This window comes from Methylosinus sp. DMC45, assembly GCF_056313885.1.
On record NZ_JBQUZK010000045.1, the window covers coordinates 91,210 to 117,429 of the forward strand.

26 protein-coding genes are annotated in these 26,220 nt (G+C 67.2%); 11 read left to right on the forward strand and 15 right to left on the reverse strand.

Annotated elements, in window-relative coordinates:
* Window positions 1–19: 19 nt before the first annotated feature.
* Window positions 20–688 (forward strand): TetR/AcrR family transcriptional regulator, encoded by a 669-nt coding sequence (locus ACT53T_RS13410; RefSeq protein ID WP_476161587.1) that lies wholly within the window; start codon window positions 20–22, stop codon window positions 686–688.
* Window positions 689–810: 122 nt separating this feature from the next.
* Window positions 811–2,706, forward strand: a complete 1,896-nt coding sequence (gene ftsH / locus ACT53T_RS13415) for an ATP-dependent zinc metalloprotease FtsH (RefSeq protein ID WP_476161588.1) — start codon at window positions 811–813, stop codon at window positions 2,704–2,706.
* A 9-nt stretch (window positions 2,707–2,715) separates the two neighbouring features.
* On the opposite strand, the gene ACT53T_RS13420 is transcribed toward ftsH, so the two are convergent.
* Both ACT53T_RS13420 and leuB read right to left on the reverse strand, forming a co-directional pair.
* Window positions 2,716–3,006, reverse strand: a complete 291-nt coding sequence (locus ACT53T_RS13420) for a hypothetical protein (RefSeq protein WP_476161589.1) — start codon at window positions 3,004–3,006, stop codon at window positions 2,716–2,718.
* Window positions 3,007–3,399: 393 nt separating this feature from the next.
* Complete coding sequence (gene leuB / locus ACT53T_RS13425) at window positions 3,400–4,512, reverse strand: 3-isopropylmalate dehydrogenase (protein ID WP_476161590.1); 1,113 nt, start codon at window positions 4,510–4,512, stop codon at window positions 3,400–3,402.
* Window positions 4,513–4,744: 232 nt separating this feature from the next.
* On the opposite strand from leuB, the gene ACT53T_RS13430 reads away from it, so the two are divergent.
* The 3 genes from ACT53T_RS13430 to ACT53T_RS13440 all read left to right on the forward strand — a co-directional run bounded on the left by ACT53T_RS13430 (window position 4,745) and on the right by ACT53T_RS13440 (window position 7,570).
* Entirely contained in the window at window positions 4,745–5,212 is a 468-nt protein-coding gene (locus ACT53T_RS13430) for a hypothetical protein (protein ID WP_018267639.1), read from the forward strand.
* A 117-nt stretch (window positions 5,213–5,329) separates the two neighbouring features.
* A complete protein-coding gene (gene secG, locus ACT53T_RS13435; protein ID WP_036292957.1) occupies window positions 5,330–5,818 on the forward strand; it encodes a preprotein translocase subunit SecG in 489 nt (162 codons plus the stop codon).
* 123 nt (window positions 5,819–5,941) lie between these two features.
* Window positions 5,942–7,570, forward strand: a complete 1,629-nt coding sequence (locus ACT53T_RS13440) for a CTP synthase (RefSeq protein ID WP_036292955.1) — start codon at window positions 5,942–5,944, stop codon at window positions 7,568–7,570.
* A gap of 226 nt (window positions 7,571–7,796) precedes the next feature.
* Here the strand turns inward: ACT53T_RS13440 and ACT53T_RS13445 are convergent, their stop codons facing one another.
* Window positions 7,797–8,309 (reverse strand): hypothetical protein, encoded by a 513-nt coding sequence (locus tag ACT53T_RS13445; protein WP_476161591.1) that lies wholly within the window; start codon window positions 8,307–8,309, stop codon window positions 7,797–7,799.
* Window positions 8,310–8,514: 205 nt separating this feature from the next.
* On the opposite strand from ACT53T_RS13445, the gene ACT53T_RS13450 reads away from it, so the two are divergent.
* Window positions 8,515–9,915, forward strand: a complete 1,401-nt coding sequence (locus tag ACT53T_RS13450; protein WP_476161592.1) for a sensor histidine kinase — start codon at window positions 8,515–8,517, stop codon at window positions 9,913–9,915.
* A complete protein-coding gene (locus ACT53T_RS13455; RefSeq protein WP_018267644.1) occupies window positions 9,912–10,565 on the forward strand; it encodes a response regulator in 654 nt (217 codons plus the stop codon). Before ACT53T_RS13450 ends, ACT53T_RS13455 begins: the two co-directional genes overlap by 4 nt.
* Before the next feature lie 176 nt (window positions 10,566–10,741).
* Here the strand turns inward: ACT53T_RS13455 and ACT53T_RS13460 are convergent, their stop codons facing one another.
* The 6 genes from ACT53T_RS13460 to ACT53T_RS13485 form a co-directional block, all read right to left on the reverse strand.
* Window positions 10,742–11,398, reverse strand: coding sequence for a DsbA family protein (locus ACT53T_RS13460; protein WP_043333007.1), 657 nt, complete (start codon window positions 11,396–11,398; stop codon window positions 10,742–10,744).
* A 97-nt stretch (window positions 11,399–11,495) separates the two neighbouring features.
* A complete protein-coding gene (locus ACT53T_RS13465; RefSeq protein WP_476161593.1) occupies window positions 11,496–12,188 on the reverse strand; it encodes a fumarylacetoacetate hydrolase family protein in 693 nt (230 codons plus the stop codon).
* A 10-nt stretch (window positions 12,189–12,198) separates the two neighbouring features.
* Window positions 12,199–13,392 carry an acetyltransferase domain-containing protein gene (locus ACT53T_RS13470; RefSeq protein WP_476161594.1) on the reverse strand — a complete coding sequence of 398 codons (1,194 nt, stop codon included), beginning with the start codon at window positions 13,390–13,392 and terminating at the stop codon, window positions 12,199–12,201.
* 100 nt (window positions 13,393–13,492) lie between these two features.
* Entirely contained in the window at window positions 13,493–14,458 is a 966-nt protein-coding gene (locus tag ACT53T_RS13475) for an Hsp33 family molecular chaperone (RefSeq protein WP_476161595.1), read from the reverse strand.
* Window positions 14,459–14,474: 16 nt separating this feature from the next.
* A complete protein-coding gene (argF, locus tag ACT53T_RS13480) occupies window positions 14,475–15,425 on the reverse strand; it encodes an ornithine carbamoyltransferase (RefSeq protein ID WP_476161596.1) in 951 nt (316 codons plus the stop codon).
* On the reverse strand, window positions 15,422–16,609 hold the full coding sequence (locus ACT53T_RS13485; RefSeq protein ID WP_476161597.1) for an acetylornithine transaminase: 1,188 nt from the start codon (window positions 16,607–16,609) through the stop codon (window positions 15,422–15,424). The genes argF and ACT53T_RS13485 overlap by 4 nt, the downstream gene beginning before the upstream one ends.
* 585 nt (window positions 16,610–17,194) lie before the next feature.
* Here ACT53T_RS13485 and ACT53T_RS13490 point away from each other — a divergent pair.
* Window positions 17,195–17,737 carry a GcrA family cell cycle regulator gene (locus ACT53T_RS13490; protein WP_026191605.1) on the forward strand — a complete coding sequence of 181 codons (543 nt, stop codon included), beginning with the start codon at window positions 17,195–17,197 and terminating at the stop codon, window positions 17,735–17,737.
* A 31-nt stretch (window positions 17,738–17,768) separates the two neighbouring features.
* Here ACT53T_RS13490 and ACT53T_RS13495 read toward each other — a convergent pair whose 3' ends face one another.
* From ACT53T_RS13495 to pdxH, 4 genes are all read right to left on the reverse strand, one after another.
* Window positions 17,769–18,275, reverse strand: coding sequence for a hypothetical protein (locus tag ACT53T_RS13495; protein WP_476161598.1), 507 nt, complete (start codon window positions 18,273–18,275; stop codon window positions 17,769–17,771).
* A gap of 22 nt (window positions 18,276–18,297) precedes the next feature.
* Window positions 18,298–18,555 (reverse strand): hypothetical protein, encoded by a 258-nt coding sequence (locus tag ACT53T_RS13500; RefSeq protein ID WP_161912516.1) that lies wholly within the window; start codon window positions 18,553–18,555, stop codon window positions 18,298–18,300.
* Window positions 18,556–18,635: 80 nt separating this feature from the next.
* Window positions 18,636–19,268, reverse strand: coding sequence for a TIGR02301 family protein (locus tag ACT53T_RS13505; RefSeq protein WP_476161599.1), 633 nt, complete (start codon window positions 19,266–19,268; stop codon window positions 18,636–18,638).
* Window positions 19,269–19,385: 117 nt separating this feature from the next.
* Window positions 19,386–19,994, reverse strand: coding sequence for a pyridoxamine 5'-phosphate oxidase (pdxH, locus tag ACT53T_RS13510; RefSeq protein WP_026191606.1), 609 nt, complete (start codon window positions 19,992–19,994; stop codon window positions 19,386–19,388).
* A 59-nt stretch (window positions 19,995–20,053) separates the two neighbouring features.
* On the opposite strand from pdxH, the gene ACT53T_RS13515 reads away from it, so the two are divergent.
* The 3 genes from ACT53T_RS13515 to ACT53T_RS13525 all read left to right on the forward strand — a co-directional run bounded on the left by ACT53T_RS13515 (window position 20,054) and on the right by ACT53T_RS13525 (window position 23,731).
* Complete coding sequence (locus ACT53T_RS13515; protein WP_476161600.1) at window positions 20,054–20,548, forward strand: RT0821/Lpp0805 family surface protein; 495 nt, start codon at window positions 20,054–20,056, stop codon at window positions 20,546–20,548.
* A 144-nt stretch (window positions 20,549–20,692) separates the two neighbouring features.
* Window positions 20,693–21,652, forward strand: coding sequence for a DnaJ C-terminal domain-containing protein (locus ACT53T_RS13520; RefSeq protein ID WP_476161601.1), 960 nt, complete (start codon window positions 20,693–20,695; stop codon window positions 21,650–21,652).
* 237 nt (window positions 21,653–21,889) lie between these two features.
* On the forward strand, window positions 21,890–23,731 hold the full coding sequence (locus ACT53T_RS13525; RefSeq protein WP_476161602.1) for a cation:proton antiporter domain-containing protein: 1,842 nt from the start codon (window positions 21,890–21,892) through the stop codon (window positions 23,729–23,731).
* A gap of 22 nt (window positions 23,732–23,753) precedes the next feature.
* Here the strand turns inward: ACT53T_RS13525 and ACT53T_RS13530 are convergent, their stop codons facing one another.
* Together ACT53T_RS13530 and ACT53T_RS13535 are read right to left on the reverse strand one after the other, a co-directional pair.
* Window positions 23,754–24,179 carry a hypothetical protein gene (locus ACT53T_RS13530; RefSeq protein WP_476161603.1) on the reverse strand — a complete coding sequence of 142 codons (426 nt, stop codon included), beginning with the start codon at window positions 24,177–24,179 and terminating at the stop codon, window positions 23,754–23,756.
* Between the two features lie 465 nt (window positions 24,180–24,644).
* The gene (locus ACT53T_RS13535; protein ID WP_476161604.1) at window positions 24,645–26,201 is read right to left on the reverse strand and encodes a RecQ family ATP-dependent DNA helicase; all 1,557 of its coding nucleotides are present in this window, start codon (window positions 26,199–26,201) and stop codon (window positions 24,645–24,647) included.
* Between the last annotated feature and the right edge of the window lie 19 nt (window positions 26,202–26,220).

Sequence of the window (26,220 nt, forward strand, 5' to 3'; positions counted from 1 at the left end):
GGGCGGGAAGGATTTCGAAATGCGGGCGAAGCGGAAAGAAAGCCGCGGCGGAGAGAAGACGCGCGAGCGCATTCTCCAGGCGGCGCTCGTGCGCTTCGGCTCGGCTTCCTATGAGGACGTCAAGCTGCGCGACATAGCGGCCGAGGTCGGCGTGGATGTCGCGCTCGTCCACCGCGCCTTCGGCTCCAAGGAGCAGCTCTTTGCGGCGGCGCTGACGGCCTCGGGAGAAAGGGAGCGGCAGATTGTCGCGGAGGGGCGCAGCCTCGGCGCGCAATATGCCGAGGACCTGTTCCGTGAGCGCGAGAATGAGACGCTGCAGATCGTCGTGCGCTCCATGACCAATCCGCAAGCGCGCGAGGTGCTGCGCGCGCTCAGCCTGCCGGAGTTCGTTGGTCCTATCGCCGCGACGCTCGACGGGCCGGCGGCGCTGGAGCGCGCCACGCTCTTCAGCGCCTGCCTCTTCGGAATCTCCATATTGCGTCATGTTCTCGGCGTGGAGGCGCTTCAGAACGCCGATGAAGCGACGATGCGTCCGCTGATCGAGCGCGTGCTCGCCGCCTGCCTCGCGCCAGAAAGCGCGGTCGAGGAAGTCGCGGCGCAGAGAGTGAGCATTCCGCCGGCGCTAGAAGCTCGCCCCCAAAAAAAGGCTGCGCGAGGCGCGCCCAAACGCTCCGCCGCGCGCAAATAGCCGAGAGCGGGCTGCGCATGCGCGCCGATGGATAAGCTCGCGGCGGCTCCTATATTTCTTTCCGCGCGCCTGGTCTCTCTTGCGCATGCGCGCGGAGCTCTGGCGACGATGAGGCGAGACCGATGGAGCAGCCCCAGAAGGACAAAGCCTGGTCTTTTCATCTCGCCTATTTTCTGCTGGCGCTGATCGGCGTGCTGATATTGCAGCAGATGTGGACGGTCTATCGGCAGACCGAGGTCGTCCCCTATAGCGAGCTTCAGACCCTCCTGCGCGACAGCAAGATCGCCTCGGTCGAGGTCGGCGCCGACATGATGCGCGCGACGCTCAAGGAGCCGATGAAGGACGGACGCAAGCAGATCGTCGCCGTGCGCGTGCCGACCGACGTCGCCGCAGAGCTCGAGGCGGCGAATGTCAAATATTCGGGAATCGTCGAGAACACTTGGGTCTCGACTCTGCTCTCCTGGGTCGTGCCGATCGCGCTGTTCTTTCTCGTCTGGAGCTATTTGTCGCATCGCATGACGCAGGGCCTCGGCTCGGTCATGCAGATCGGCCAGAGCCGGGCCAAGATTTTCGTCGAGACGGATGTGAAGGTCGGCTTCGCCGATGTCGCCGGCGTCGACGAGGCGAAGGCGGAATTGCAGGAGATCGTTGCCTTTCTGAAGGACCCCAAGACCTATGGGCGCCTGGGCGCGCGCGTCCCCAAAGGCATTCTTCTCGTCGGCCCGCCCGGCACCGGCAAGACTCTGCTCGCCCGCGCGGTGGCGGGCGAGGCGGGCGTCCCCTTCTTCTCCATCACCGGCTCGGAATTCGTGGAGATGTTCGTCGGAGTCGGCGCCGCGCGCGTGCGCGATCTGTTCGCGCAAGCGCGCGCCTCCGCGCCTTGCATCATCTTCATCGACGAATTGGACGCGCTCGGCCGCGCGCGCGGAATCTCCGGCCTTTCCGGCGGCCATGACGAGAAGGAGCAGACGCTCAATCAATTGCTCGCCGAATTGGACGGATTCGATCCGAGCGCCGGCGTCGTGCTGCTCGCCGCCACCAATCGGCCCGAGGTGCTCGATCCCGCGCTGCTGCGCGCGGGGCGCTTCGATCGGCAGATTTCGGTCGATCGGCCGGACAAGATCGGCCGCGCTGCGATATTGAACGTGCATTTGCGCAAGATAAAGCTCGGCGCCGATGTCGATCCCACGCAGATCGCGGCGATGACGCCGGGCTTCACCGGCGCCGATCTCGCCAATCTCGTCAATGAGGCGGCGACTCTGGCGACGCGCCGCGGCGCGGTCTCGGTGACGCCGGACGATTTTACCTCGGCGATCGAGCGGGTGATCGCCGGGCCGGAGAAGCGCAATCGGCTGCTGCATCCGCGCGAGCGGCGCATCGTCGCCTATCACGAGATGGGCCATGCGATCGTCGCAATGGCGCTGCCGGACATGGACCCGATCAAGAAGGTCTCGATCATTCCGCGCGGCATGGGCGCGCTCGGCTACACGATGCAAATGCCGACCGAGGACCGCTATCTGATGACGCGCTCGGAGCTGATGAATCGCATGACGGTTCTGCTCGGCGGCCGCGCCGCGGAGATGAATGTGTTTCACGAGGCGACGACCGGCGCCGCCGACGATCTGCAGCGCGCGACCGAAATGGCGCGCTCCATGGCGACGCGCTACGGCATGGAGCCCGCGGTCGGCCAAGCCTCCTATATCGCCGAGCGGCCGCGCTATCTCGACATCGCCGATCTCGGCCAGCGCTCCGACGCGAGCGAGGAGACCAGCGCGCGCATCGACCGCGCCGTGCGGGAGCTGGTGGAAGAGGCTTTTTTGCGCGCGTCGCGAATTTTGAAGGAATGCGCGAACGTGCATGAGGAGACGGCGAAGCGCCTGCTCGACAAGGAGACGTTCACGGAGGAGGAGCTGGAGCCGATAAGGGCGGAGGTGAAGGCGAACCTGAAGGCTCGCGTTCCAGGAAGCGCTTCGGACCGCGAGCCTTCAGGCTCGCTTTCCGCGACGAACAGCGCGTGACCGTTTTCCTCAGCCAAAGCGACGCTTCGGCAGCGGCGGCGCGGGATAGCGCCCGAGCTTGGAGTTCCAATAGGCCCAAGAACGTGGATCGATGATCCCCGGCGGCGCGTGATCGAGCGCCTCGCGCAGATCGTCGTCGTTCAGGAATCGACGCAGGAGCTTCATGTCCTCGTGGGTCGCTCGCGCCGCCGCATAGGCCACGAAGCGAAAACGGTCGGACAAAGCTTCGCTCGGCTCTTCGAACCATATGAGGCGACGCGCGAGAGCTTCGGTTTCAGGCGTGAACGGAATAGTCTTCATCGCGGTCCTTCCCGATCGGGCAAGCGGTCGAGATCGACGTCGCGCGCGGCTTTCGCGAGACGATCTCTAACCGGCTGCGACAAGCGGCGAAGATTGCCGTCCTCGAAATAAGACAGGGCTTTCAGCGTGCTCTGTGGATTGAATTGCGTCCCGTAGATCGCGCGCGCGGCGGTCCCAGAGCCGGCGCTGCGGCGGAGGCAGAACATCGAGGCGCGGGGCGAAGTCGGCGGTCATGCGAACCCTCCAAGCTCACTCGGCATGGATATTCTACCACGAACCATGCGTCTCAAAAAAAAACGAATGTCTATTATTGCCAAGCCATTGCTGCTGAAACAGGCGGAACGGCATGGAACGCGCCGAGGCGCGTTCCATCTCGCATAGGACCGAATCCCCTCACCCCAACGTCTTCTTCAGCTCCGCCAGAATCGCGTCGCCCATCTGGCTGGTGGAGACCGGCTTGTCGTTCGGGCCGGCGATGTCGGCCGTGCGCAGGCCGGCGGCCAGCACATCGGCGATCGCCTTGTCGATCGCATCGGCGGCCGGGATCAGGCCGAAGGAATAGCGCAGCGCCATCACCAGCGAGCCGATCATGGCGATCGGATTGGCGAGCGCCTTGCCGGCGATGTCCGGCGCGGAGCCGTGGCAGGGCTCATAGAGCGCCTTGCGCTTGCCCGTGGCGGCGTCTTCCCCGCCGAGCGAGGCGGAGGGCAGCATGCCGAGCGAGCCGGTCAGCATGGAGGCGACGTCCGACAGCAGATCGCCGAAGAGATTGTCGGTGACGATCACGTCGAACTGCTTGGGCCGGCGCACCAGCTGCATGCCGAGCGCGTCGGCGAGCATATGCTCGAGCTGCACATCGGAATACTCGCGGGCGTGCAGGGCCGTCACCACCTCGCGCCACAGCAGGCCGGACTTCATCACATTGGCCTTCTCGGACGATGTGACCTTGTTGGAGCGCTTGCGGGCGAGCTCGAAGGCGATGCGGGCGATGCGCTCGATCTCATAGGTCTCATAGACCTGCGTGTCGACGCCGCGCTTCTGGCCATTGCCGAGATCGGTGATCTCCTTGGGCTCGCCGAAATAGACGCCGCCGGTCAATTCGCGCACGATCATGATGTCGAGGCCGTCGACGAGCTCGGGCTTCAGCGAGGAGGCGTCGACCAGCGCCGGATAGCAGATGGCGGGGCGCAGATTGGCGAAAAGGGCGAGATCCTTGCGCAGGCGCAGCAGGCCCGCCTCCGGGCGCACGTCATAGGGCACGCCGTCCCATTTCGGACCGCCGACGGCGGCCAGCAGCACGGCGTCGGCGCTCTGAGCGAGGGCCATGTCGGATTCGCTGATCGCCTGTCCATGGGCGTCATAGGCGGAGCCGCCGACGAGGCCCTTCTCCGTCTCGAAAGAGGCGACGCCGGCGGCGCTCAGAAAGGCGATGAGCTTTTCGGCCTCGGCCATGATTTCCGGGCCGATGCCGTCGCCAGGCAGGAGAAGGAGCTTGTAGGCGGCCATGAAATCCTCTCTATCTCTGGTTCTCGGGGTTGCGCCGTCAATAAGGCGCGCGCCGCCGCAAGGCAACATCGCGGAGAAATCCATCGTGATGCGACAATCTGTCCGAGGCGGCCGGCTTGCCGGGATCGCGACGGCCGTGCAGCCTGCGTTCCGAGCCCCATAAGGAGCCCCGCTTCGCGCCGATCTCTTTCGGCGGGAGCGAAGGAAAAAACGAAAAGAGGAGACGCGTTTCATGTCGAAATCGAAGATCGTGGCGGCCGCTCTGCTCGCGACCGCGCTCACCGCCGGCCGCGCCGAGGCCTTTTGCCTGTTCTCCTGCGATCCGACCGCCGACAACGCCCGCTCGGTGTTCGAGAATCGGCTGAAGCAGAAGTTCGATCCCGACGTCAAGGTGGTCAAATTCGAGGTGTCGCGTTTCTGGCAGCTGGACGTCGAGGGCGCCGGCCATAAGGCCGTCGAATTCTACTTCACCGGCACGGCGGAATTCCCCAAGGGCGCCAATCTCGATTGCAAGCCGGATGAGGCCGGGGCCGTGAAGGAGGGCTGCTCGGCCAGCAAATATTTTTCGACGACCGTCTCCAATCAGGAAATCAAGGGCCGGCAATATATCGAGCCGGGCGCCACGATCGAATTCAAGGACGAGACGCGCTTCGATCAAGCCCCGAGCGGCTGGAAGGGCCAGGACGGCAAGGCCTATTGATCGGGCGGCCGTCGCCGCCCCTTCCCTAGGCCCGCGCAATTGGTGTAGAAGGCCCGCGACAAGAACATGCGCGGGCCGCGGGGCGGGCGGAAACCGGGCGCCGGGAGACAGCGGTTCATGCAGCAGGTTATCATCGTCATCCACCTGATGGTGGTGGTCGCTCTCGTCGTGCTGATCCTCTACCAAAAGTCGGAGGGCGGCGCGCTCGGCATTGGCGGAGGCGGCGGCCTGTTCACGGGCCGCGGCCAGGCCAACGCCGTCACCCGCGCCACCGGCATTCTGGGCGCCATCTTCTTTCTGACGAGCATCGCGCTCACCGTTCTTCCGGCCTGGGAGCGCGGCAGCGGCGAAGGGCTCGATCCCGCCAAGCTGGAGCTGAAGGAAGTTCCGGCGGCCGGGGCGCCGGCAGCCGGCGCCTCGACGCCGGCTCCGGCCGAGAAGAAAGAGAGCATCTTCGACCAGCTGCAGCGCGTCCAGCAGCAGCGCCAGGGCGCGACGCCGCCGGCCGCAGAGTCGCCCGCCGCCGCTCCGGCGACGGAAGGCGCGAAGGAGCCGGAGGCGAAAGCCCCGGAGGGCGCGGACAAGGCTCCGGCCGAGCAGAAGTGAGGCGTGGGCGGCTCGCGAGGGCCGCCTTTCGCAGCTTCGGCCAGCGAACGGCCGGTGGAATTCCGCCGGCCGACGAAAAAAGTCTTTTCCGAATCGATCCAGAGGCGATAAGCGTAAGCTCCCATGGCGCGGTACATCTTCATCACCGGCGGCGTGGTCTCCTCACTCGGCAAGGGCTTGGCGTCAGCGGTGCTCGGAGCATTGCTTCAGGCGCGTGGCTACACGGTGAGGCTGCGCAAGCTCGATCCCTATCTCAACGTCGATCCTGGCACGATGAGTCCGTACCAGCACGGCGAGGTCTTCGTGACCGACGACGGCGCCGAGACCGATCTCGATCTCGGCCATTATGAGCGTTTCACCGGACGTCCCGCTTGTCGCCAGGACAATGTGACGACCGGGCGCATCTATCAGGACATCATCGCCAAGGAGCGGCGCGGCGACTATCTCGGCGCGACCATCCAGGTGATCCCTCACGTCACCAACGCCATCAAGGAATTCGCCCTCGAGGGCAATGACCATGTCGATTTCGTCCTGATCGAGATCGGCGGCACGGTGGGCGACATAGAGGGCCAGCCCTTCTTCGAGGCGATCCGCCAGCTCGGCAATGAGCTGCCGGAGAAGCATTGCATCTATATCCATCTGACGCTGCTGCCCTTCATCCCCAGCGCCGGCGAGCTGAAGACCAAGCCGACGCAGCATTCGGTGAAGGAGCTGCGCTCGATCGGCATTCAGCCGGATATTCTGCTCTGCCGCACCGATCGCGAGATCCCGCGCGAGGAGCGCCGCAAGCTCGGCCTCTTCTGCAATGTTCGCGAGAATGCGGTGATCGAGGCGCGCGACGCCGCCCATATCTATGACGTGCCGCGCGCCTATCACGCGGCCGGGCTCGACGCGCAGGTGCTCGCCGCCTTCGGCATAGACCCCGCGCCCAAGCCGGATATGAGCCGCTGGAATGCGGTGACGCAGCGCGTCAACAATCCCGAGGGCGAGGTGACGATCGCCGTCGTCGGCAAATACACCGGCATGAAGGACGCCTATAAGAGCCTCATCGAGGCTCTGGCGCATGGCGGCATCGCCAATCGGGTGAAGGTCAATCTCGACTGGATCGAATCGGAAGTGTTCGAAAGCTCCGATCCGGCCGCGCATCTCGAGCATGTGAACGGCATTCTCGTGCCCGGCGGCTTCGGCCAGCGCGGCGCGGAGGGCAAGATTCTCGCGGCCCGCTTCGCCCGCGAGCGCGGCGTTCCCTATTTCGGCATTTGCTTCGGCATGCAGATGGCGGTCATCGAAGCGGCCCGCGCTCTCGCCGGCATAGAGAAGGCCAATTCGACCGAATTCGGCCCCTGCGAGGAGCCCGTCGTCGGCCTGATGACCGAATGGCTGCGCGGCAATGCGCTGGAGCAGCGCTCCGCGACCGGCGATCTCGGCGGCACCATGCGGCTCGGCGCCTATCCCGCGCATTTGAAGCCCGGCTCGCGCATCGCCGCCATCTACGGGCGCTGCGATATTTCGGAGCGCCATCGCCATCGCTATGAGGTGAACGACGCCTATCGCGAGCGGCTGGAGGCGCATGGCCTCTCCTTCGCCGGCTCGTCGCCGGATGGCGTGCTGCCGGAGACGGTCGAGATTCCCGACCATCCCTGGTTCATCGGCGTGCAATATCACCCGGAGCTGAAGTCACGCCCCTTCGAGCCGCATCCGCTCTTCGCCAGCTTCATCGAGGCGGCCAAGGCGCAGAGCCGGCTGGTGTGATACAGTCGCCGGGATGATCGTTTCGGCCCGGCAAACACAATCCCCTCATCCTGAGGCGCTTTTTGCGGAACGCAAAAAGCCTCGAAGGATGCTCCAGAAGGCGCGGCGGCCATCCTTCGAGACGGCCCCTTCGGGGCCTCCTCAGGATGAAGGGGCTGTTGCTTTGTCTGCGTGCCGATCAACCGGAAATCGTATGATTGGCCGGTAGGTGGAAAAGCGAGCCTGACTATTCCGCTCGCTCGAGGCTCCGAGCGATCGTCGGCGCCGCCGACGCGTCGCCAGCCCGCCACGCCGCGCGGACGGCGAGAAAGGCCGCCGTCAGAAACCCGACCGTCGTAAGAGTGAAGCTCACGCCCGCGATCAGCGGAAAATGCGGCTCGACCGGCGGCAGCGTCGCCGGATCGATCTTCGGCCTCAGCGCGCGCAGCGCGAAGGACAGCGGGTTGTTGAACGTGCCGAAGCAGATGGAGACGATCATCCAGATCGGCGGCCGTATGGCGTATTGGCGGAACAGCAGCGCGAAGACGAAGACGAACTGCGCCATCATCAGATAATCGATATGGGCGCGGATGAGATCGTCACGCCGGGGGATGGCGTGGGCGAGCGCGCTGTCCGGGTAGAACAGGGTAAAGCCCAAGACCCAGGCGATGGCGAGCGCCATGCCCAGCAGCAGAGTGGCGAAGGCGAGCAGAAAGGCGTTGCGCGACGGCAGGCGCGCCGTGATCGATGGCTGTCTCATCGTAAATCTCCGAAAGCCCCGGCAGGGGAGAGGCGCGATCCTGCCCGCTCCCCGCCGCGCGCCCTAGGGCGCTCGAGCCCGCGTCGCGCCGGGCATTTTGCCCGATTTTCCCGAGAGGAAGCGGAGCGGCGGCCGGATCGCATTGGCGGTCAAGGCGATTCCTGCTTTACTCGGAGATGCTGGGAGAGAGCCGGAGCGAAGCCCGATGCAATTGATCATTCGCCTCATCATGCGCCTCGTCGCCATTGTGGGCTTTTGCCTCGCGCTCGCCATCGGCTGGGTGATGGACGACGCCAATCGCTCCATCCGCGCGGAGACGCAGGCCTCGGCGGAGCGCGTCGCCCATGAGCTCGAGCATCTCTTCTGGCGCGAGATTCTCTGGCGCGGCTCCATGCGGCGCGACAACATCTTGCCCATTCCCAATTGGGAGTCGCTCGCCACATTGAAGCTCGTCTCGCCCGGCGTCTGCATCACTTTCGCGCCCGGCGTGGAAGAGCCGCGCGTGCTGTGCAGCCAGATGGACGGCGTCGGCGTCGAGGCGCCGCAATGGTTCACCCGCGCTTTCGATCTTCTCTTCGGCGCGCCGGCGCCGGTGTCGCGGCCGCTCACCGTGCGCCAGCCGGAGACGGGCGCCGTGGTGGCGCGCGCCGATCAGGGCGCCGCCGTGCGGCAGGCCTGGCGCGAGATTTCCATCGTCGCCGGCGTCGCCGCCTCCATGGCGGTCGGCGTCTGCCTGCTGGCGGCGCTCGCCATCTTCCATGCGTTGGCCCCGACGCAGACGATCGTCGACGGGCTGCGCCGGCTCGAGAAGGGCAATTACCGCCACCGCGTCAAATCCTTCACCAGTGGCGAGTTCGGCCTCATCGCCCGCGCCGTCAACGACCTCGCCGAGCGATTGGCGCAGACGACGGCGGAGCGCGTCGCGCTGACCAAGCGGCTGTTCGAGGTGCAGGAGGAGGAGCGCCGCGCGCTGGCGCGCGATCTCCATGACGAGTTCGGCCAATGCCTGACCGCGACCAGCGCTTTCGCCGCGGCGATAGAGGCGGGGGCGTCCGACCGGCCCGATCTCGCCGCCGACGCGCGCTCCATCGGCAAGGTGGCGCGGCGCATGACGATGACGCTGCGGGAGGCGCTGGCGCGGCTGCGCTCGCAGGATTTGGACGAATTGGGCCTCGAGGCTTGCCTCGTTCAGCTCGTCGCCGGCTGGAATGCGCAGACGGCGCCGCGCGCGATCGTGCATCTCGATCTGATGGGCGATCTCGCCGGCGTGCCGCCCGCGGTCTCCACCAGCGTCTTCCGCATCGCGCAGGAATGCCTCACCAACGCCATGCGCCACGGCCGGCCGAGCGAGGTTTTTCTGCGCGTGGAGCGGCTCGCCTCCAATGACGGCGTCGTCGCGCTCACCGTGGAGGACGATGGCGAGGGCGATCCGACGCGCATCGATTTTTCCGCCGGCCATGGCCTGCTCGGCATGCGCGAGCGTGTCTCTGCCTTCGGCGGCAGCCTCTCCATCGACCGCGCCGCGCATGGCGTCTGCGTCGCGGCGCGCATTCCGCTGGCGCCGGCCAATTCCAACGCCGCCGGCGCATTCGGGCGGGCGGCGTGAGCGGCGTCTCGGTCCTGCTCGTCGACGATCATCCGATCGTGCGGGAGGGCTATCGTCGCTTGCTGGAGCGCCAGCCGGGCTTTCGCGTCGTCGGCGAGGCGGACAGCGCCGCCGCGGCCTATCAGGCCTATCGCAAATTCTCGCCCGATGTGGTGGTGATGGATTTGCAGCTCGCCGGGGGCGCCGGCGGGCTGGAGGCGGTGCGCCATATTCGCCAATGGGACAAGAAGGCGCGCATTCTCGTCGTCACCATGCATGACGCCGCGGCCTATGCGCTGAAGGCGTTCGAGGCCGGCGCCAGCGGCTTCGTCACCAAGGGCGGCGAGGCGGCGGAGCTGGTCCGTGCTGTGGAGACGGTCGCCCATGGCGGCCGCGCGCTCGGCGACGACATAGCGCGGGAGATCGCGGCGGAGCGCCTCGCCGAAGGCCGTTCGCCGCTCGACGATCTCGGCCCGCGCGAGACGGAGATTCTGCGCCTCGTCGCCTCCGGCCGCACGACGGAAGAGATCGCCGGGGCGCTCAATCTCAGCGCCAAGACGGTGCAGAATTATCACTATCAGATCAAATCCAAGATGGGCGCCCGCACGGACGCGCATCTCGTCTGGCTCGCCATCGGCGCCGGCTTGGTCGGCGGCGAGGGGTCGATGTGAGACGACGCGCCCCTCCCCAGCCCTCCCCCGCTTCGCAGGAGAGGGAAGGCGGCGACGTTACGCGAAACGTCGATGAAGCGTGCAATCTGCTCCCTCTCCCGCGAAGCGGGGGAGGGCTGGGGAGGGGGCCTTCGGGCTCGAATACGTCCGACCCGCCGGCCTCGCGCCGATGCGCCTTACGACTTCGCCTTCTCCGCCAGAATCTTCTCGAGGTCGGCCTCGGGAATCTCGCCGCTGTATTTGTCGCCGTTGATGAAGAAGGTCGGCGTCGAATTAATGCCGAATTTCTCCGCCGCGCGGTCGCGCACCTTGCTCACATTCTCGAAGAGCTGCTGATCCTTCAGCGTCGCCTCGAATTTCTCCTGGCCGAGCCCGGTCTGCTTCAGCACGCTGGCGAGGCCGTCGAGCGGCTTGTCGACGAAGGCCCAGTTCTTCTGCTGCGCGAAGAGCAGATCGACCACCGCGTCGCGCTTGTCGCCGGCGTTGCGCGCCAGCATGAAGGCCGCCGTCGCCAGCGGATCGAGCGGGAACTCGCGCAGGATGAACTTCACCTTGCCGGTGTCGATGAAATTCTTCTTCAGCGCCGGATAGACGTCCTTGTGGAAGGCCGCGCAATGGCTGCAGGTCATCGAGGCGTATTCGACGATGGTGATCGGCGCGTCGGCCTTGCCTTCGACGATATCCGGCAGGGCGTTCGGCCCCATCAGCTCCTCGACCGGGATTTTGCCGCTCGGCGCCTTCTGGGCGAAGGCGGGCGCGGCGAGGCCGAAGACGGCGAGAGCCGCCGCGGCGAGCGCGGCGCGACGGGAAAATCGAAGGTCGAAGCTGGGCATGGACGCTCCATAGGGTCGCGGAACCGGCGGACCATAGAGCATTTTCGCGCCGTGGGGAATCGGCGGAAGGAGCGTCTCGCCGCCGACGCGCCAATCGCTACCCCACCGTCAGCGCGACGCTTCCCACGCCTTCGATCTCGCCCGTCACATGATCCCCGGAAACGATCGGCCCGACTCCGGCCGGCGTGCCGGTGAAGATGAGATCGCCCGCCTCCAGCCGCACGAATTGCGACAGGATCGCCACGATCTCCGCGACGCTCCAGATCATGTCGGAGAGATCGGCGTCCTGCCGCATCGCGCCATTCACGGCGAGGCTGATGCGTCCCTTGCCGGGATGGCCGATGCGCGCGGCCGGCGCCAGCGCTCCCAGCGGCGCGGAATTGTCGAAGCCTTTGGAGAGGTCCCAGGGCCGCCCGGCCTTGCGCGCCTCGCTCTGCAGGTCGCGGCGGGTGAGGTCGATCCCGGCGCCGTAGCCGAACACATGGGCGAGCGCGTCGGCGCGCGCGATATCCGCCCCGCCGCTCCCGATCGCCGCCACCAGCTCGATCTCATGGTGGAGATCCGTGGTGCGGGGCGGGTAGGGGATGGTCGCGCCGCTGGCGATAACGGCGTCGGCGGGCTTGGAGAAGAAGCAGGGCTGCTCGCGGGAAGGGTCCTTGCCCATCTCCCGCGCATGGGCGGCGTAATTCTGCCCGACGCAGAAGATGCGCCGCACGGGAAAGCGCCGGGCGTCGCCGGCGATGGCGAGCGCGGCCGGCGCCGGCGGCGGAAACAGAAATTCTTCGCTCATCGCGCTCTCCTCACAAATAGCTCAGCCACCAGTCGCGCCGGCGTCGCTTGACGCGCGCGAACCAGGCGCAGGCGGGATAGATGGCCGCCATGATCAGCGCCCACGTGACATAGGCGCCGGCGAGGCCGAGCCCGTAATTCTCCGGCGGCGGCCCGCCGCTCTCGAGGCCTTTGATATCGACGCCCTTGGCGATGGCGACGAGCAAGGCCGCGGCCAGAATGGCGTAGAGATGCAGCACATAGGCGAAGAGCGGAACCCGGCCGAAAGTAGCGAGCGAGCGCCCGAAGGCGCCGCCCGCCCGCTCCAGCGCCGGCAGCAGCAGCAGCCCGACGCCGAGCGTCGCCAGCGCGTAATGCAGCGAGGGCGGATATTTGGTGATGTCGAGAAAGGACAGCGCGGTCCGCGCGCCGTCTGGAAAGCTGCGCCACAGCCGCGCGTCGCCATAGACGCCCGTGGCGCGCAAGACTGCGAAGCTCGCGAGAAAGCCGAGGCCGAGCGCCGTGAGCGCGCGGGCGCGCCGCTCCGACGGCCAGAGAAAGACGGGCGCGAGCCCATAGCCGAGCGCGATGACGCCGATCCAGGGCAGCACGGGATAATAGACCTGGCCGCGCAGGCCGAAGGGCAGAGGCCCTTTCTCGTGCAGCACATTCCACAAGGGCGCGAAGCCGCCCAATTGCGCCGCGTGAACGCCGTCGAAGAGATTGTGCGAAAGCAAGATCGCCGCGCCGATCGCCAGCACGGCGCGCGTCGGCAGATGGACGAGGACGGAAAGCGCGATCATGCCGCAGCCGATCGCCCAGAGCGTCCCGAGCTCGATCGCGCCCGAGCCCACCGTCCACACCGGGCTGATGATGAAGATGTCGAGCAGGATCAGCCACAGCCCGCGCGTCCATAAGAAGCGCGACAGCGCGCCGCGATCCTCGAGCGAGAGCCCGTGCAGATAGGCCGAGACGCCGGCGAGAAAGGTGAAGGTCGGCGCGCAGAAATGCGTGACGAAGCGCGTGAGAAACAAAGCGGGATAGGTGCGCTCGAGATCGGTCGGATCGAAGCGCAGCGCATCGGCGTCGAAGAAATCGCGCACATGGTCCAGCGCCATGACGATGATGACGAGCCCGCGCAGCCGATCGATGGAGAGAAGGCGCGTTCCGGCGCCGATCGCGGCGTCGCGCGGGATGCTCGGGATTTCCTCCATCGTCTTCGTCATGACGTCGCTCCGTCGGCTATCGAAAATTCAATGCGAAAATTCAATGAATGAAACAGCGGCCCTCACCTTCCCCCTCGAGGGGGAGGTGGGGCGGCGCGCGCTACTCGAAATCCGCCGGGTCGAACTCGCGCAGCGTGCGGCAGAATTCGCAGGTCACGCCGATGCGGCCATTGTCGCCGATCATGTCGCGGCGGTCCTGCGGCGCGAAGCTGCGCAACAGATTGGCGATGCGATCCGTCGAGCAGCGGCAGGATTCGACGATTCTGCGCGTCGGATAGACAGTGACGCCGCGCTCGTGGAACAGCGAATAGAGCAGGCGCTCGCCGGAGAGTCCCGGATCGACCAGCTCGTGGTCCTGCGTCGTCGCCGCCAGCGACAGGCCTTCGACCCAGGCGTCCTCTTCGCTATCGTCCGAAAGGGCGGCGCTCGCGGGCGCGTCGCCGGGATCGAGATCGCGCGGACGCAAGGGCGTCCCCGGCAGATATTGCAGCAGCAGGCCGCCGACGCGCCAGCTGCGCCCGGCGGGCGTCACGCTCTCGGCCACGGCGAGCCGCACATAGCTCGGAATCTGCTCCGACTGGCGGAAATAGCGATGCGCCGCCTCGGCGAAGCCTTCGCCCTCCAGCGGCACCACGCCCTGATAGCGCGCCGCGTCGCGGTCGTGCTCCATGGTCAGCGCCAGATGGCCGCGGCCGAGCAGATCGCCCGGAGCCATGCCGGCTTTGACACGGCTCTCGTCATAGCGCGCGAAGCCGCGCAGCTTTCCGGGCGCGTCGAAATCGACGACGATCATATCGACCGGCCCGTCGCCGCGCGTCTGCAATTGAAAGCGGCCATGCGACTCGATCAGCGAGCCGAGCAGCGTCGTCAGCGCGGCGGCCTCGCCGAGCAGGCGCGCCACGGCCGGCGGATAATCGTAATGGGTGAGGATGGAATGCGCCGCCGGCCCGAGCCGCGTCAGACGCCCGCGCAGATCGAGCGGCTCGACCGCGAAGGGCAGCAGGCTGTCGTCCTCGGCGAAGGGCGACGCCGGCCGGGCGATGGCCTCATCCGCCCGTCGCGTCATTTGCGCGCCCGCCGCGTCATGGTCCGTTCGCTCCGAAAACCCAGGCGAGCACGCCCTTTTGCGCGTGAAGGCGGTTCTCCGCCTCGTCGAAGACCACCGATTGCGGGCCGTCGATCACCTCGTCGGTCACTTCCTCGCCGCGATGCGCCGGCAGGCAATGCATGAAGATCGCGTCCTTGTTGGCCGCTTCCATCAGCTTGGCGTTCACCTGGAAGGGCGAGAGCAGCGCATGGCGGCGCGCCTCCTCCTGCTCGTCGCCCATGGACACCCAGCAGTCGGAGATGACGGCGTCGGCGCCGGCGACGGCCGCGAAAGGATCGGCGGTGAGATTGAGCCGCACGCCATTGGCGCGGGCCCATTCGACCAGCTCGTCGCCGGGCGCGAGCTCCGGCGGCGTCGCGACATTTATGGTGAAGTCGAAGGGCTTCGCCGCATGGACCCAGCTCGCCAGCACATTATTGGCGTCGCCGGTCCAGGCCACGGTGCGGCCCTTTATCGGGCCGCGATGCTCCTCGAAGGTCAGCACATCGGCCATCACCTGGCAGGGATGCGAGAGCTTGGTGAGCCCGTTCACCACAGGCACGCTGGCATAGCGGGCGAGCTCGGTGAGATCGTCATGCGAAAGAATGCGGATGACGATGGCGTCGACGAAGCGCGACAGCACGCGGGCGGTGTCCGCGATCGTCTCGCCGCGGCCGAGCTGCATCTCATGGCCCGTCAGCATGATCGTCTCGCCGCCGAGCTCGCGCATGCCGAGATCGAAGGAGACGCGCGTGCGCGTCGACGGCTTGTCGAAGATCATCGCCAGCGTCTTGCCGGTCAAAGGCTGGTAGCTCGAGCGCGCGCCGCGCACGCGCGCGGCCTTTATCGCGGCGGCGATATCGAGAATGCGTCGCAGCTCCGTCGGCGGAAGCTCGGAAATATCGAGGAAATGACGGACGCCCGTCAGTGGCGAATGGACGGTCATCGCGCGGCTCCGGCGCTCTCGAGCTTCACACAGGCGGCGTCGAGCCGCCGCGCGGCTTCGGCCAGCTCATTCTCGCCGACGATCAGCGGCGGCAGCAGCCGCACCACATTGTCGCTCGCGGGAATGGTCAGCAGCTTGGCCTCGCGCGCCGCGGCGGCGAATTCGGCGTTGGGAACGCGCGTTTTCAGGCCGAACATCAGCCCCTCGCCGCGCACGCTCTCGATGATCGAGGAATGGCGATCCTCGAGCTCGGCGAGCTTTTGGCGGAACAGCACGCCGAGGCCGGCGACGCGCTCCACGAAGCCGGGCTCCAGCACCACATCGAGCACGGCGTTGCCGACAGCTGTGGCGAGCGGATTGCCGCCATAGGTGGAGCCATGCGCGCCGACCGTCATGCCCTTGCCGGCCTCCGCCGTGGCGAGGCAGGCGCCGAGCGGAAAGCCGCCGCCTATGCCCTTGGCGAGCGCGGCGATGTCCGGCCGCACGCCGGAATGCTCGACCGCCAGGAAACGCCCGGTGCGGCCAATGCCCGTCTGCACCTCGTCCACGACGAGCAGCAGCCCATGGGCGTCACAGAGCTCGCGCAGGCCGGCCAGGAAGCGCGGCGGGGCCGCGCGGACGCCGCCTTCGCCTTGAATGGGCTCCAGCAGCACGCCGGCCGTCTGCGGGCCGACGAGCGCGCGCACGGCCTCGAGATCGCCATAGGGCGCTTGGTCGAAGCCGTCGGTCGGCGGGCCGAAGCCGTCGAGATATTTGGAATTGCCGCCGGCGGCGATGGTCGCCAGCGTGCGGCCATGGAAGGCGCCCTCGAAAGTGATGAGGCGATAGCGCTCCGGCCGACCTTCCACCGCATGGAATTTCCGCGCCGTCTTGATCGCGCATTCGACCGCCTCGGCGCCCGAATTGGTGAAGAAGACGAGATCGGCGAATGTCGCCTGCGCGAGGCGGCGGGCGAGGCGCTCGGCCTCTGGAATCTGAAAGAGATTGGAGACATGCCAGGGCTTCGCCGCGGCGGCCGTCAAGGCGCCGACGAGATGCGGATGGCCATGGCCGAGCGAATTGACCGCGACGCCGGCGCCGAAGTCGAGATAGCGCTCGCCGTCGCTGGCGGTGAGCCAGGCGCCTTCGCCCCGCTCGAAGGCGAGATCGGCCCGCGCATAGGTCGGAAACAGCGCCGAAACCACTTGGCGACTCCTTCGCAGAGACCTCGGCTCGCCGGCGCCCGATTGGCCGCGCCGACATTCAGCGAGGGTCTGAAAATCAAAGTGCCGCCCTTCTGGGGCGGCATCTTTCTCGTGGAAACATTCTAGGTCCTCCCCTTGCGCGGGTCAAATCCCATTCCCGCCGCATTCTTCGAGGCGGCGCGGCGCCGGGACTGCGGCGAAACCACGGCGCCGGAAGGGCTGCGAGCGGCCGCGTGGAGCGTCGCCCCACGCCGATGACGCATATGGAGACGTTCGCGCGTGGCGAAATGCGTCGTCGAACGCGTCGTCCTGCGTGGAATTCCATGCGTTTCGACGCCCATAGTGAGTCTTTCGCGCAACACCTGCGAGGAATGAGCGGCATTACCTTGTGGGGAACGCCGTTTCGCTTGCCAGGGACTCTTGCGCGTGATTCAACTGGTAGAGTAGCGTTCGCGTCATCGCCCACGATATCTCGTGTGGCGCCTTCATTCGAGTGTGTGTGCGTCTTGTCGACTCCGGCGTCGCCGGTTGCGCGAGCGTTCGCCGATTCTCTCGGCTGAAGCCGGCTTAATCGAGGAGGACCTAATGTCCTGGACCGACGAGCGCGTCGAGATGCTGCGCAAGCTCTGGAACGATGGCCTCAGCGCCAGTCAGGTGGCTGCGGAGATCGGCGCAGGCATCACGCGCAACGCCGTGATCGGCAAGATCCATCGTCTCGGACTCGCGCAGCGCGCCAAGACGCCCATAGCGGCGCGTCCGCGCGTCGCGAAACCGCAACGCCCGCAGCAGGTCGCCGCGCCGCGCATGCATCACGGACATGCGCCGGCCATCGTCGGCAATGTCGCGCTGGCTCTCGCGCCGCGCGCGCTGGTGATGCCGGACGCCCGTCCGCAAGAGGAAGTCGTCATTCCAATGTCCGAACGCGTCACGCTGATGGAGCTCAGAGAGTCGATGTGCCGTTGGCCGATCGGCGATCCGACATCGGCCGAGTTTCGCTTCTGCGGCGCGCGCTCGCCGGGCGGCGGCGGCAGCCCCTATTGCGGCTATCATTCGCAGATCGCTTATCAGCCCGTGCAGGATCGTCGCCGCGCGCGCGATCAGCTGCGCTCCGCCGCGCGTCTCGCCTGAGACGCGTTCGTCCCGAGACAGCTCGGCGCGCTCAATCCGCGTTCCAGAAATAGTGCCAGACGCCATCCGCGCCGACGCCGATCCGCATCACCTTAGGGCGGCCGTCGGCATTGGACGCGGCGAGATCGGCGAAGCGCACGCAGGACCAGAGCGCGCGCGCCTCTTCCTCGCTCGCCGGCGGCGCCGGACGTCGCGCGAAAGCCGGCCATTCATAGCTCTCGAACGGCCCGCGCGCGATGCGCACGAAGGGCTGCGACAATACGGCGCGCGCGAGCGAGAGCGTCTCGCGTCCCGCGCGATCGAATGAGAGCGATTTCAAGGTCTCGATCGGATCGGCGCCCGCCGGCCGCCGCGCGCCGCGCTCGAACAATGGGCGCACCTCGTTCCAGTCGATCGGAATGCGCAGCGCCTCTATGTCGCCTGTCTCGCAAGCGGCGAGGATCTTCTCGCGCAGCGCGCGCACCGGCGCGGGCAGAGCGGAAAGATCGCGCAGCGGCTCGGAGATCGTCTCGACTGCGGGTTTTGTCGGCTTTCTCACGCGCACGCTCCGTGGAGCGCGCTCAATGGCGCAGGCCGCTCGAGAATTCGCCGTCGCGCAGGCGACGCGGCAGACGCTCCACGAAAGCCGCGACCTCCTCCTCGCCATAAGTGGCGACGAGCTCGTGCAGCGCCGCCGAGAGCGCGACATGGGCGAAGGAATCCCCTTCGATCCCGGCGAGCGCGGCTTCCGCGAAAGCTTCGGCGAGATAAGCGAGCGCGACCCGGCGCTGCTCGGCTCCGGCGGCGTCGTCCAATGTGGAGGAGGAAAAGCCCGTCATGCGATCACTCTAATCAACGGCGGCGCGCCGCGCGAGACGGGTCCTTGCCGGAGGGTTAACGCACATCCGCGCTCGCGACGTCAGGAATTCCCGTAACGATACGCGATGTCGTGCGCGATGCGGCCGCCTTCGTCGAGATAGCGCGAGATGGCCAGGCGCGCATTGGGCGTGCAGGAGCGATAGGTGGTCTCATAGCCGCGAAAGCCGCGGTTGAAGGCGCCCGTCAGCTTCAGCCGGCGCTGGCCGGTCTTGGCCTCGGCCTCCAGCAGCGCGCTCATCTTGGCGCGCCAATCCTCGCCATCCTCCGAGCCGCAGAGATCGCGCAGATAGGAGAGCGCGCCGAGTATCTCGGACAGCCGCAGCAATTGCGGCTCATAGGGCGGCGGCGGTCCTTCGGCGGCGGGCTGCTGCGCGGCGCCGTTGGGCTGCGCCTGCTGCTTGCCTCCCGGCGGCGTTTTCGCGGCGTTCTTCTTCTTCGGCTTGGCCTTGCCCTGCTGCGGCGCCTGCTCGATCACGCGCGGCGCCGAATGCTGCTGGCCCCAGCCGAACAGGCTCTGCAGAAAATCCTGCGCGCGCGCCGGCTGCGCGAGGAGAGCGCAGGAGAGCGCGAGGGGAAGGGCGAGCCTGAAGGCTCGCGGTCCAGAGCCCGGCCAGGACCGCGAGCCTTCAGGCGCGCTCTTCGTCGTGATCCGTCTGTCTGACGAGAATGGCATCGCTTCGCCTCTTTCGAGTCCGATGATCCGGCCGATCGCTTCGTTATGTCTCCTTCTCCCCGCAACCGGGGAGAAGGATGGCGGCGAACGCCGCGCGAAATGAAGTGAAAACATCCGTCAAGGATAGAGCCGCGCCTTGGTCCAGCCGGCGCCCTCGCGGGAAAATTGCACGCGATCGTGAAGGCGGAAGGGCCGATCCGCCCAGAACTCGATCGCGACCGGAAGGATACGATAGCCGCGCCAATGCGGCGGCCGCGGCACCTCGCCGAGCCCGAAGCGCGCGGCCTGATAGGCGACCGCCTTCTCGAGCGCGAAACGGCTCTCCAGCGGCTGCGACTGGCGGCTCGCCCAGGCGCCGATGCGGCTGTCGCGCGGCCGGCTGGCGAAATAGGCGTCGGCCTCGGCGTCCGATACGGGCTCCACCGGACCGCGCAGCCGCACCTGGCGGCGCAGCGATTTCCAGTGGAAAAGCGCCGCCGCCTTCATCGTGGCGGCGAGCTCGCGGCCCTTGGCGCTCTCGGCGTTGGTATAGAAGGTGAAGCCGGATTCGCCCCAATCCTTCATCAGAACCATGCGGGAATCCGGCAGGCCGGTCTCGTCCACCGTGGAGAGCGCCATCGCTTCGGGAACGTCGGGCTCGCTCGCCTTCGCCTCCCCGAACCACTCGCCGAATAATGCGTAGGGTTCGGAGGCCTCGCAGAAGTCACTCTGTTTTAACCCCTTCACGGGAAAATCCTCAGCTGCCGCCGAAGCGATGGCGGTGGTCCTGGTGGTAAGGCAGCGCATTGCACGACCTGCGAGACACACATAACGCCGCCGTGGCCGCTTCTCAAATCGGTCTCGCCGCCGCACGTCTGCTCGCGGTCGCCCTCGCGGCGGCGGCGCTCGGCGGCTGCTCTTTCGCCATTCCCGGCGGCGAGCCGGCCCCGGCCTGGAAAAATGTCAGCGACGATGTGACCGGCTCCATTCCGCATAAGACCACGCCGACCCTCTCGCATTCGCTCGACCAGGAGGACTGGCGACGCGCCAATGCGGCGCTCGGCGTCGCGCTCGATCCTCAGGGCGCCGGCGCGACGGTCAATTGGGACAATCCCGAAAGCCATGCGCGCGGCTCCTTCACGCCGGTCGGCCAGCCCTATCCTTCGGACGGCAAGGTGTGCCGCGCCTTTCTGGCGGAAGTCGGGACGAAGGAGAGCCACGAGCAATTGCAGGGCACGGCCTGCCGCGACAAATCCGCGGATTGGGCGCTGATCGACGTGCGGCCCTTCCGCAAGGCCTGACGAGTCCGGCCTGAAAATTCAGCGGTCTCGCCCTCCGACCTTCGCCGCATCCTTGCGCGCGGCCGTCTCTTCTCCCAAATAGACGGGTCAGACATGAGCGTCCGCGCCGCTCGAGGCGGGCGCCACTATGGGCTTTTGAAGAAAATGCGCGATCCATATGATGTCCTGGGCGTCGCCAAGACGGCGAGCGCCGCCGAGATCAAGAAGGCGTTTCGCAATCTCGCGAAAAAATACCACCCGGACCAGAACAAGAACGACCCAAAGGCCAAGGAGAAATTCGCCGAGGCCAATTCCGCCTATGAGATTCTCGGCGACGAGAAGAAAAAGGCGCAATTCGACCGTGGCGAGATCGACGCCGAGGGCAAGCCGCGCTTCACCGGCTTCGAGGGCTTCGGCGCGGGGCCGGGCGGCGGCTATCGCGGACAGCGCGGCCCTGGCGGGGCCGAGCATTTCGAATTTCATTTCGGCGGCGACGCGCCCGGCGGCGGCCGCGCCGGCTTCGACCCCTCTGATCTTTTCGCCGATCTTTTCGGCGCCGGAGGGGGCGCGCGCCGCGGAGCCCGCGCGCCGCGCCGCGGCGAGGATGTCGCGCTGCAAGTGACCATCTCGCTGGCCGAGGCGGTGAAGGGCGGCAGCACGCGCGTCTTTCTGCCCAGCGGCCGCACGCTCGAGGTGAATATTCCGGTCGGCATAGAGGACGGCAAGCAGATTCGCCTGCGCGGCCAGGGCCACGCCGCCCCGCCCGGCGGCGAGCCCGGCGACGCCATCGTCACCATCCATGTCGCGCCGGACCCGCTCTTCGCCATCTCCGGCCGCGATCTGAAGCTCGATCTGCCGATCGCGTTCTACGAGGCGGTTCTGGGCGCCAAGGTCGCGGCGCCGACGCTCTCCGGCAAGGTGGAGCTGACGATCCCCGCCGGCTCCAATGGCGGACGCGTGCTGCGCCTGCGCGGCAAGGGCCTGCCGGCCATCGATGGCAAGTCGGCCGGCGATCTCTATGTGACGCTGCGCGTGCTGCTGCCGGAGGGCGCCGACGCCGAGCTCGAGGCCTTCGCCCAAAAATGGCGCACGGCCAAGCCCTATGATCCGCGCAAGGGTATGTGAGCGGCGCGCGGAGGAATGTCCTGCGCGCCGTCATTGCGAGCGGAGCGAAGCAATCCAGGAGCTGCCGCCAGGGCTCTGGATCGCTTCGTCGCTTCGCTTCTCGCGATGACGGCCGAAAGCTCCTTTCGTCACAGCGCAAGCGCGACAAAGTCGCGCGCGCGTTCTAACCCGCGGCGGCATGCCCTATGCTGAACGTCGAATCGGGCGCAGGGCGCCCTTCTTCGACGAAAGCTAGTCATGACGAGTTCTTTCCAGTGGGGCGAATATCGCGAGGCGCTGCTGTTTCTCGGCACGGCGGGAGTCGTCGCGCCTTTGTTTCATCGGCTGCGCATCAGCCCCATTCTCGGCTTTCTGCTCGCCGGCGCGGCGCTCGGCCCTTTCGGCCTCGGCAAGCTCGCCGAGCGTCATGAGCTTCTCTCGGCGATCGCGCTGAGCGATCTCGAGGGCGTCGCCAAGATCGCCGAATTCGGCCTCGTCTTCCTCTTGTTCATGATCGGCCTCGAGCTCTCCTGGGAGCGCCTCGCGCGCATGCGCACGCTCGTCTTCGGGCTCGGCCTTTCGCAGGTTCTGCTCTGCGGCGGGGCGCTGGCCGCGGCGGGCGTGTTCTGGGCCGGGCTCGGCCCTGCGCCGGCGACGCTGCTCGGGGCGGCGCTCGCAATGTCCTCGACGGCGATCGTCATTCCGCTGCTCGCCGAGCGCCGCCGCCTCAACCGCGTCGCCGGCCGCGCCGCCTTTTCGGTGCTGCTGCTGCAGGATCTGATGGTGGCGCCGCTGCTCTTCCTCATCTCCTTCCTCTCCGATCCGCAAGTGGAGAGCGAGGGGCTGAAGGCGCTGCTCGCCTTTCTGCCGGCGCTCGCCGCCATGGGCGCGCTGATTATCGCCGGCCGGCTGCTGCTGCGGCCGCTGTTCCATCTGGTGGCGGCGGCGCAATCGATCGAGCTGTTCACCGCGGCGAGCCTGCTGGTCATCATCGGCGCGGGCGTCGCCAGCGCGGCGGCGGGGTTTTCCATGGGGCTCGGCGCCTTCATCGCCGGCCTGCTGCTCGCCGAGACCGAGTTTCGCCGCGAGATCGAGGTGACGATCGAGCCGTTCAAGGGCCTGCTGCTCGGCCTCTTCTTCGTGTCCGTCGGCGCGGGCCTCGATTTCGACCGGGTGATCGAGGATTTGCGCCAGGTTCTGGTCATCGCCATCGGCCTCGTCGTGACCAAGACGCTCATTGTCTTTCTGCTCGGCCGCGCCTTTCGCCTGCGCCCGCGCATAGCGGCGGAAGTGGCGCTGCTGCTCGCGCCCGGCGGCGAATTCGCCTTCATTCTCGTCGGCGCCGCCATCGCCTCCGGCGTGCTGCCGAAAAATCTCGGCGCCGACGCCATGCTCGCCGTGACGCTCGGTCTCTTCGTGCTGCCGGCGCTGGCGCGGCTCGGCGAATGGCTCAATCCCGGCCGCCGGCTGCAAGACGACGAGGCGGAGTTCGGCCATCTCGCGCCGGAGGGCGAGATCGCCGCCGGCCGCGTCGTCATCGTCGGCTATGGGCGCGTCGGCGCGCTCATCGGCGACATGCTGAGCCGCCATGAGATTCCGTACGTCGCCGTCGACAATGACGTGAAGCTCGTCGCGCAGACCCGCGACAAGGGCGTCGATATTTATTGGGGCAATTGCATGCGGCGCGAGTTTTTGATGCGCCTCGGCGTGGCCCAGGCGCGCGCGCTGGTGGTGACGGTGGAGAATGCGCAAGCCGCGCAGGAGATCGTGCGCCTCGCGCATCAGGAGCGCGCCGATATGACCATTGTCGCGCGCGCCCGCGACGCCTGGCACGCCACCCATCTCTACGAGCTCGGCGCCAGCGACGCGATACCGGAGACGATCGAGTCCAGCCTCCAGCTCGCGGAGACGGTCCTCGTCGATGTCGGCGTGCCCATGGGCTATGTCATCGCTTCCATTCATGAGAAGCGCGACGAATATCGCAAGCTGCTGCAGCCGACCGGCGAGGAGGCGCGCCAACGCGCCGCGCGCGCTTCGACGCGGCTGCGCGAGCTGAAGAAAAGGCGCGCCCGTCCGACGCAGGGGCTGGAAGACGAGTAGGAACGGCGGTTTTGGGCGCGAACTACTGGATCAATTTGAGCAGGGCTTCGCGCATGGCGTTGCGCGCGATCTCCTGCTTGGGGCGGTAGACCTCCGGCGGCGCGAATTTCGGTTTCCAATAGGCAGGAGGCTCGACTTGAAATGTCTTGCCGAAATGCCCTGTCGAGTTTGGAACTTCGGTTTGCGTCCCTCCCTCGAAAGCTGCTTTGTATTCCTCCAAGCCGCCACGGCAGAGCAAGTCGTCATCACGGCGAGCGGACGAGGTGCGGTTTTCGATCGTGATCGCCAAATCGATCATTTTTGCTTTCGTCTCTGCCGGCTGACTCTTCACAAACGAAAAGGTCGAGGGATTGAGGCCCAACAATTGGGTCATGCGATTGCCCGGCGCCGTCAGGTCCTGGCATTTGGCGCCGTCGATCGCGATGAGCGCATAGGCGTAGAGCGCCATCGCGCCCGCCGTTTGGCGCATTCCCTCCGACTGCGACACGGTTCCGACAGTCCATAGCTCGCGCATATAGGCGTAAACGACGAAATATTCCGCGCCGCGCAAGACCCGGCGCTGTAGCCAGTTCATCGCTTTCACGCGGGTGACCGGGGTCTGATCGGCATCCCTCAGCGCGGCGCCGAGACCGTTCCAATCCTTCATATAGAGAAGACCATTCAGGTCAGGGGTATTCGCCGGAAGCTCCGGCGAAGGCGCGTCCGATGCGCCTTGCGCGCTGGCTGAACTCGCCGTCCAAAAAGCGACGAAAAGAAGCAACAGGAAAATCGCGCGAAAATGTTTCATGCCACGCTCTGCGTCGTGCCGATGATAAAAAGTACCGAATATCTCCTTACGAAGACGCTTTTTTGACGGAACGCGAACGGCGGACGGCTTCTCGGGGCGAAAACTTTCGATTCGACCTGTGTCCTTTCATTCGTCATAGGCTTCGATTTCGCAAAGAAAGGCCGGCGCGTCGACGATCTCGCCGGGCGGAAAGTCGCCGATCATGCTCGGCCGCGTGATCGCGAGCCGACGCAGCATCATGTCGCTGGCCACGGCGCGGGGGGAGAGACGGCGGCGCCTCGCAATATCGAGCCGCAAATGTAGCAACCGCCGATAGAGCCGCTCCTCGGCGACGCTGAGCCGCTCCTCGGTCGGCGCGATGGAGAGGCCCGGCGCCACAGCGGGGCTCGGCGTCTCCTCCGGCGCGTCGAGCCTCTCGGCGTCGGCGCTGGAAAAACGTGCGAGAAGCGCCACGCGCCATCCCAGAGCGACGAGGCCGGCGCGGCGCGGCAGCGCCAGCAGGCCGCCGCGGCAATTGTCGCAGCGTCCGCAGCGGCCGCTCTCCTCGCCGAAAGCGGCGAGCAGCGTCTGAAAGCGGCAGGCGGGGGTGAGGCAGAGGCGCGCCATGGCGCGTCGCCGCTCCGTCTCGCCGAGCGCGACGGGATCGTCCGCCGGCGGCGCGAAGCCGAAGCGGCCGGCGAGCTCGCGCGGATCGAAGAGGGCGAGCGCATCGGCCGGCCGTCCGTCGCGGCCGGCGCGGCCGATCTCCTGATAATAGGCCTCGATCGAATCGGGCGGGTCGGCGTGGACGACGAAGCGCACGTCCTTTTTGTCGACGCCCATGCCGAAGGCGATCGTGGCCGCCATCACCACGCCCTCGCGTGCGAAAAACGCGTCCTGATGGGCGGCCCGCGTCTGCGCGTCGAGCCCGGCGTGATAGGCGAGCGCGTCGAAGCCGAGCCGGCGCAATCGCGCCGCCGTCTCGTCGGCTTCGCGGCGGGAGCGCACATAGACGACGCCGCTCTCGCCCGGCCGGCGCCGCAGGAAACGCGAAAGCCGCCCCTCGGCGTCGCCGCGCGGGCGGAAGGAGAGGCGCAGATTGGGCCGCGCGAAGGAGGCGACGAAAACCTCCGGCGCGCGCGTGAACAGGCTGGCGATAATGTCGGCCCGCGTGCGCGGGCCGGCCGTCGCCGTCACCGCCAGCACCGGCGCGCCGAGACGGGCGGCGATCTCGCCGAGCCGCGCGTAATCCGGGCGAAATTCATGTCCCCAATGGGAGACGCAATGCGCCTCGTCCACGGCGAGCAGCGCCACGCCGGCGGCGCGCAAAAGCTCGATGGCTCCGTCCCCGGCGAGACGCTCGGGCGCGAGATAGACGAGCTTCGCCCGCCCGCTGGCGATGGCGGCGCGCGCCGCGCCATGCTCCTCCTCGCTCTGGCCCGAATGGAGCGCGACGGCGGCGACGCCCGAGCGCGCGAGGCCGCGCAATTGATCGCGCATCAGCGAGATGAGCGGCGAGACCACCACGACCGGCGCCGCGCCCATGGCGGCGGGCAATTGATAGAGCAGGGATTTGCCGGCCCCGGTGGGCATGACCGCGAGCGCGTCGCGCCCCTCGAGCAGAGCCGCGATAACGGCCGCCTGACCCGGCAGAAAATCCTCATGGCCGAAGCGCGCGCGCAGCACGCGCCGCGCCTCTTCCATATCGGCGGGCGGGAAGCGC

Excerpts from the sequence above, each read along its gene's own strand:
- ACT53T_RS13410 (WP_476161587.1), top strand. The coding sequence starts at position 20 with ATGCGGGCGAAGCGGAAAGAAAGCCGCGGCGGAGAGAAGACGCGCGAG.
- ftsH (WP_476161588.1), top strand. The coding sequence starts at position 811 with ATGGAGCAGCCCCAGAAGGACAAAGCCTGGTCTTTTCATCTCGCCTAT.
- ACT53T_RS13420 (WP_476161589.1), bottom strand. The coding sequence starts at position 3,006 with ATGAAGACTATTCCGTTCACGCCTGAAACCGAAGCTCTCGCGCGTCGC.
- leuB (WP_476161590.1), bottom strand. The coding sequence starts at position 4,512 with ATGGCCGCCTACAAGCTCCTTCTCCTGCCTGGCGACGGCATCGGCCCG.
- ACT53T_RS13430 (WP_018267639.1), top strand. The coding sequence starts at position 4,745 with ATGTCGAAATCGAAGATCGTGGCGGCCGCTCTGCTCGCGACCGCGCTC.
- secG (WP_036292957.1), top strand. The coding sequence starts at position 5,330 with ATGCAGCAGGTTATCATCGTCATCCACCTGATGGTGGTGGTCGCTCTC.
- ACT53T_RS13440 (WP_036292955.1), top strand. The coding sequence starts at position 5,942 with ATGGCGCGGTACATCTTCATCACCGGCGGCGTGGTCTCCTCACTCGGC.
- ACT53T_RS13445 (WP_476161591.1), bottom strand. The coding sequence starts at position 8,309 with ATGAGACAGCCATCGATCACGGCGCGCCTGCCGTCGCGCAACGCCTTT.
- ACT53T_RS13450 (WP_476161592.1), top strand. The coding sequence starts at position 8,515 with ATGCAATTGATCATTCGCCTCATCATGCGCCTCGTCGCCATTGTGGGC.
- ACT53T_RS13460 (WP_043333007.1), bottom strand. The coding sequence starts at position 11,398 with ATGCCCAGCTTCGACCTTCGATTTTCCCGTCGCGCCGCGCTCGCCGCG.
- ACT53T_RS13465 (WP_476161593.1), bottom strand. The coding sequence starts at position 12,188 with ATGAGCGAAGAATTTCTGTTTCCGCCGCCGGCGCCGGCCGCGCTCGCC.
- ACT53T_RS13470 (WP_476161594.1), bottom strand. The coding sequence starts at position 13,392 with ATGACGAAGACGATGGAGGAAATCCCGAGCATCCCGCGCGACGCCGCG.
- ACT53T_RS13475 (WP_476161595.1), bottom strand. The coding sequence starts at position 14,458 with ATGACGCGACGGGCGGATGAGGCCATCGCCCGGCCGGCGTCGCCCTTC.
- argF (WP_476161596.1), bottom strand. The coding sequence starts at position 15,425 with ATGACCGTCCATTCGCCACTGACGGGCGTCCGTCATTTCCTCGATATT.
- ACT53T_RS13490 (WP_026191605.1), top strand. The coding sequence starts at position 17,195 with ATGTCCTGGACCGACGAGCGCGTCGAGATGCTGCGCAAGCTCTGGAAC.
- ACT53T_RS13500 (WP_161912516.1), bottom strand. The coding sequence starts at position 18,555 with ATGACGGGCTTTTCCTCCTCCACATTGGACGACGCCGCCGGAGCCGAG.
- ACT53T_RS13505 (WP_476161599.1), bottom strand. The coding sequence starts at position 19,268 with ATGCCATTCTCGTCAGACAGACGGATCACGACGAAGAGCGCGCCTGAA.
- ACT53T_RS13520 (WP_476161601.1), top strand. The coding sequence starts at position 20,693 with ATGCGCGATCCATATGATGTCCTGGGCGTCGCCAAGACGGCGAGCGCC.
- ACT53T_RS13525 (WP_476161602.1), top strand. The coding sequence starts at position 21,890 with ATGACGAGTTCTTTCCAGTGGGGCGAATATCGCGAGGCGCTGCTGTTT.
- ACT53T_RS13530 (WP_476161603.1), bottom strand. The coding sequence starts at position 24,179 with ATGGCGCTCTACGCCTATGCGCTCATCGCGATCGACGGCGCCAAATGC.
- ACT53T_RS13535 (WP_476161604.1), bottom strand. The coding sequence starts at position 26,201 with ATGGAAGAGGCGCGGCGCGTGCTGCGCGCGCGCTTCGGCCATGAGGAT.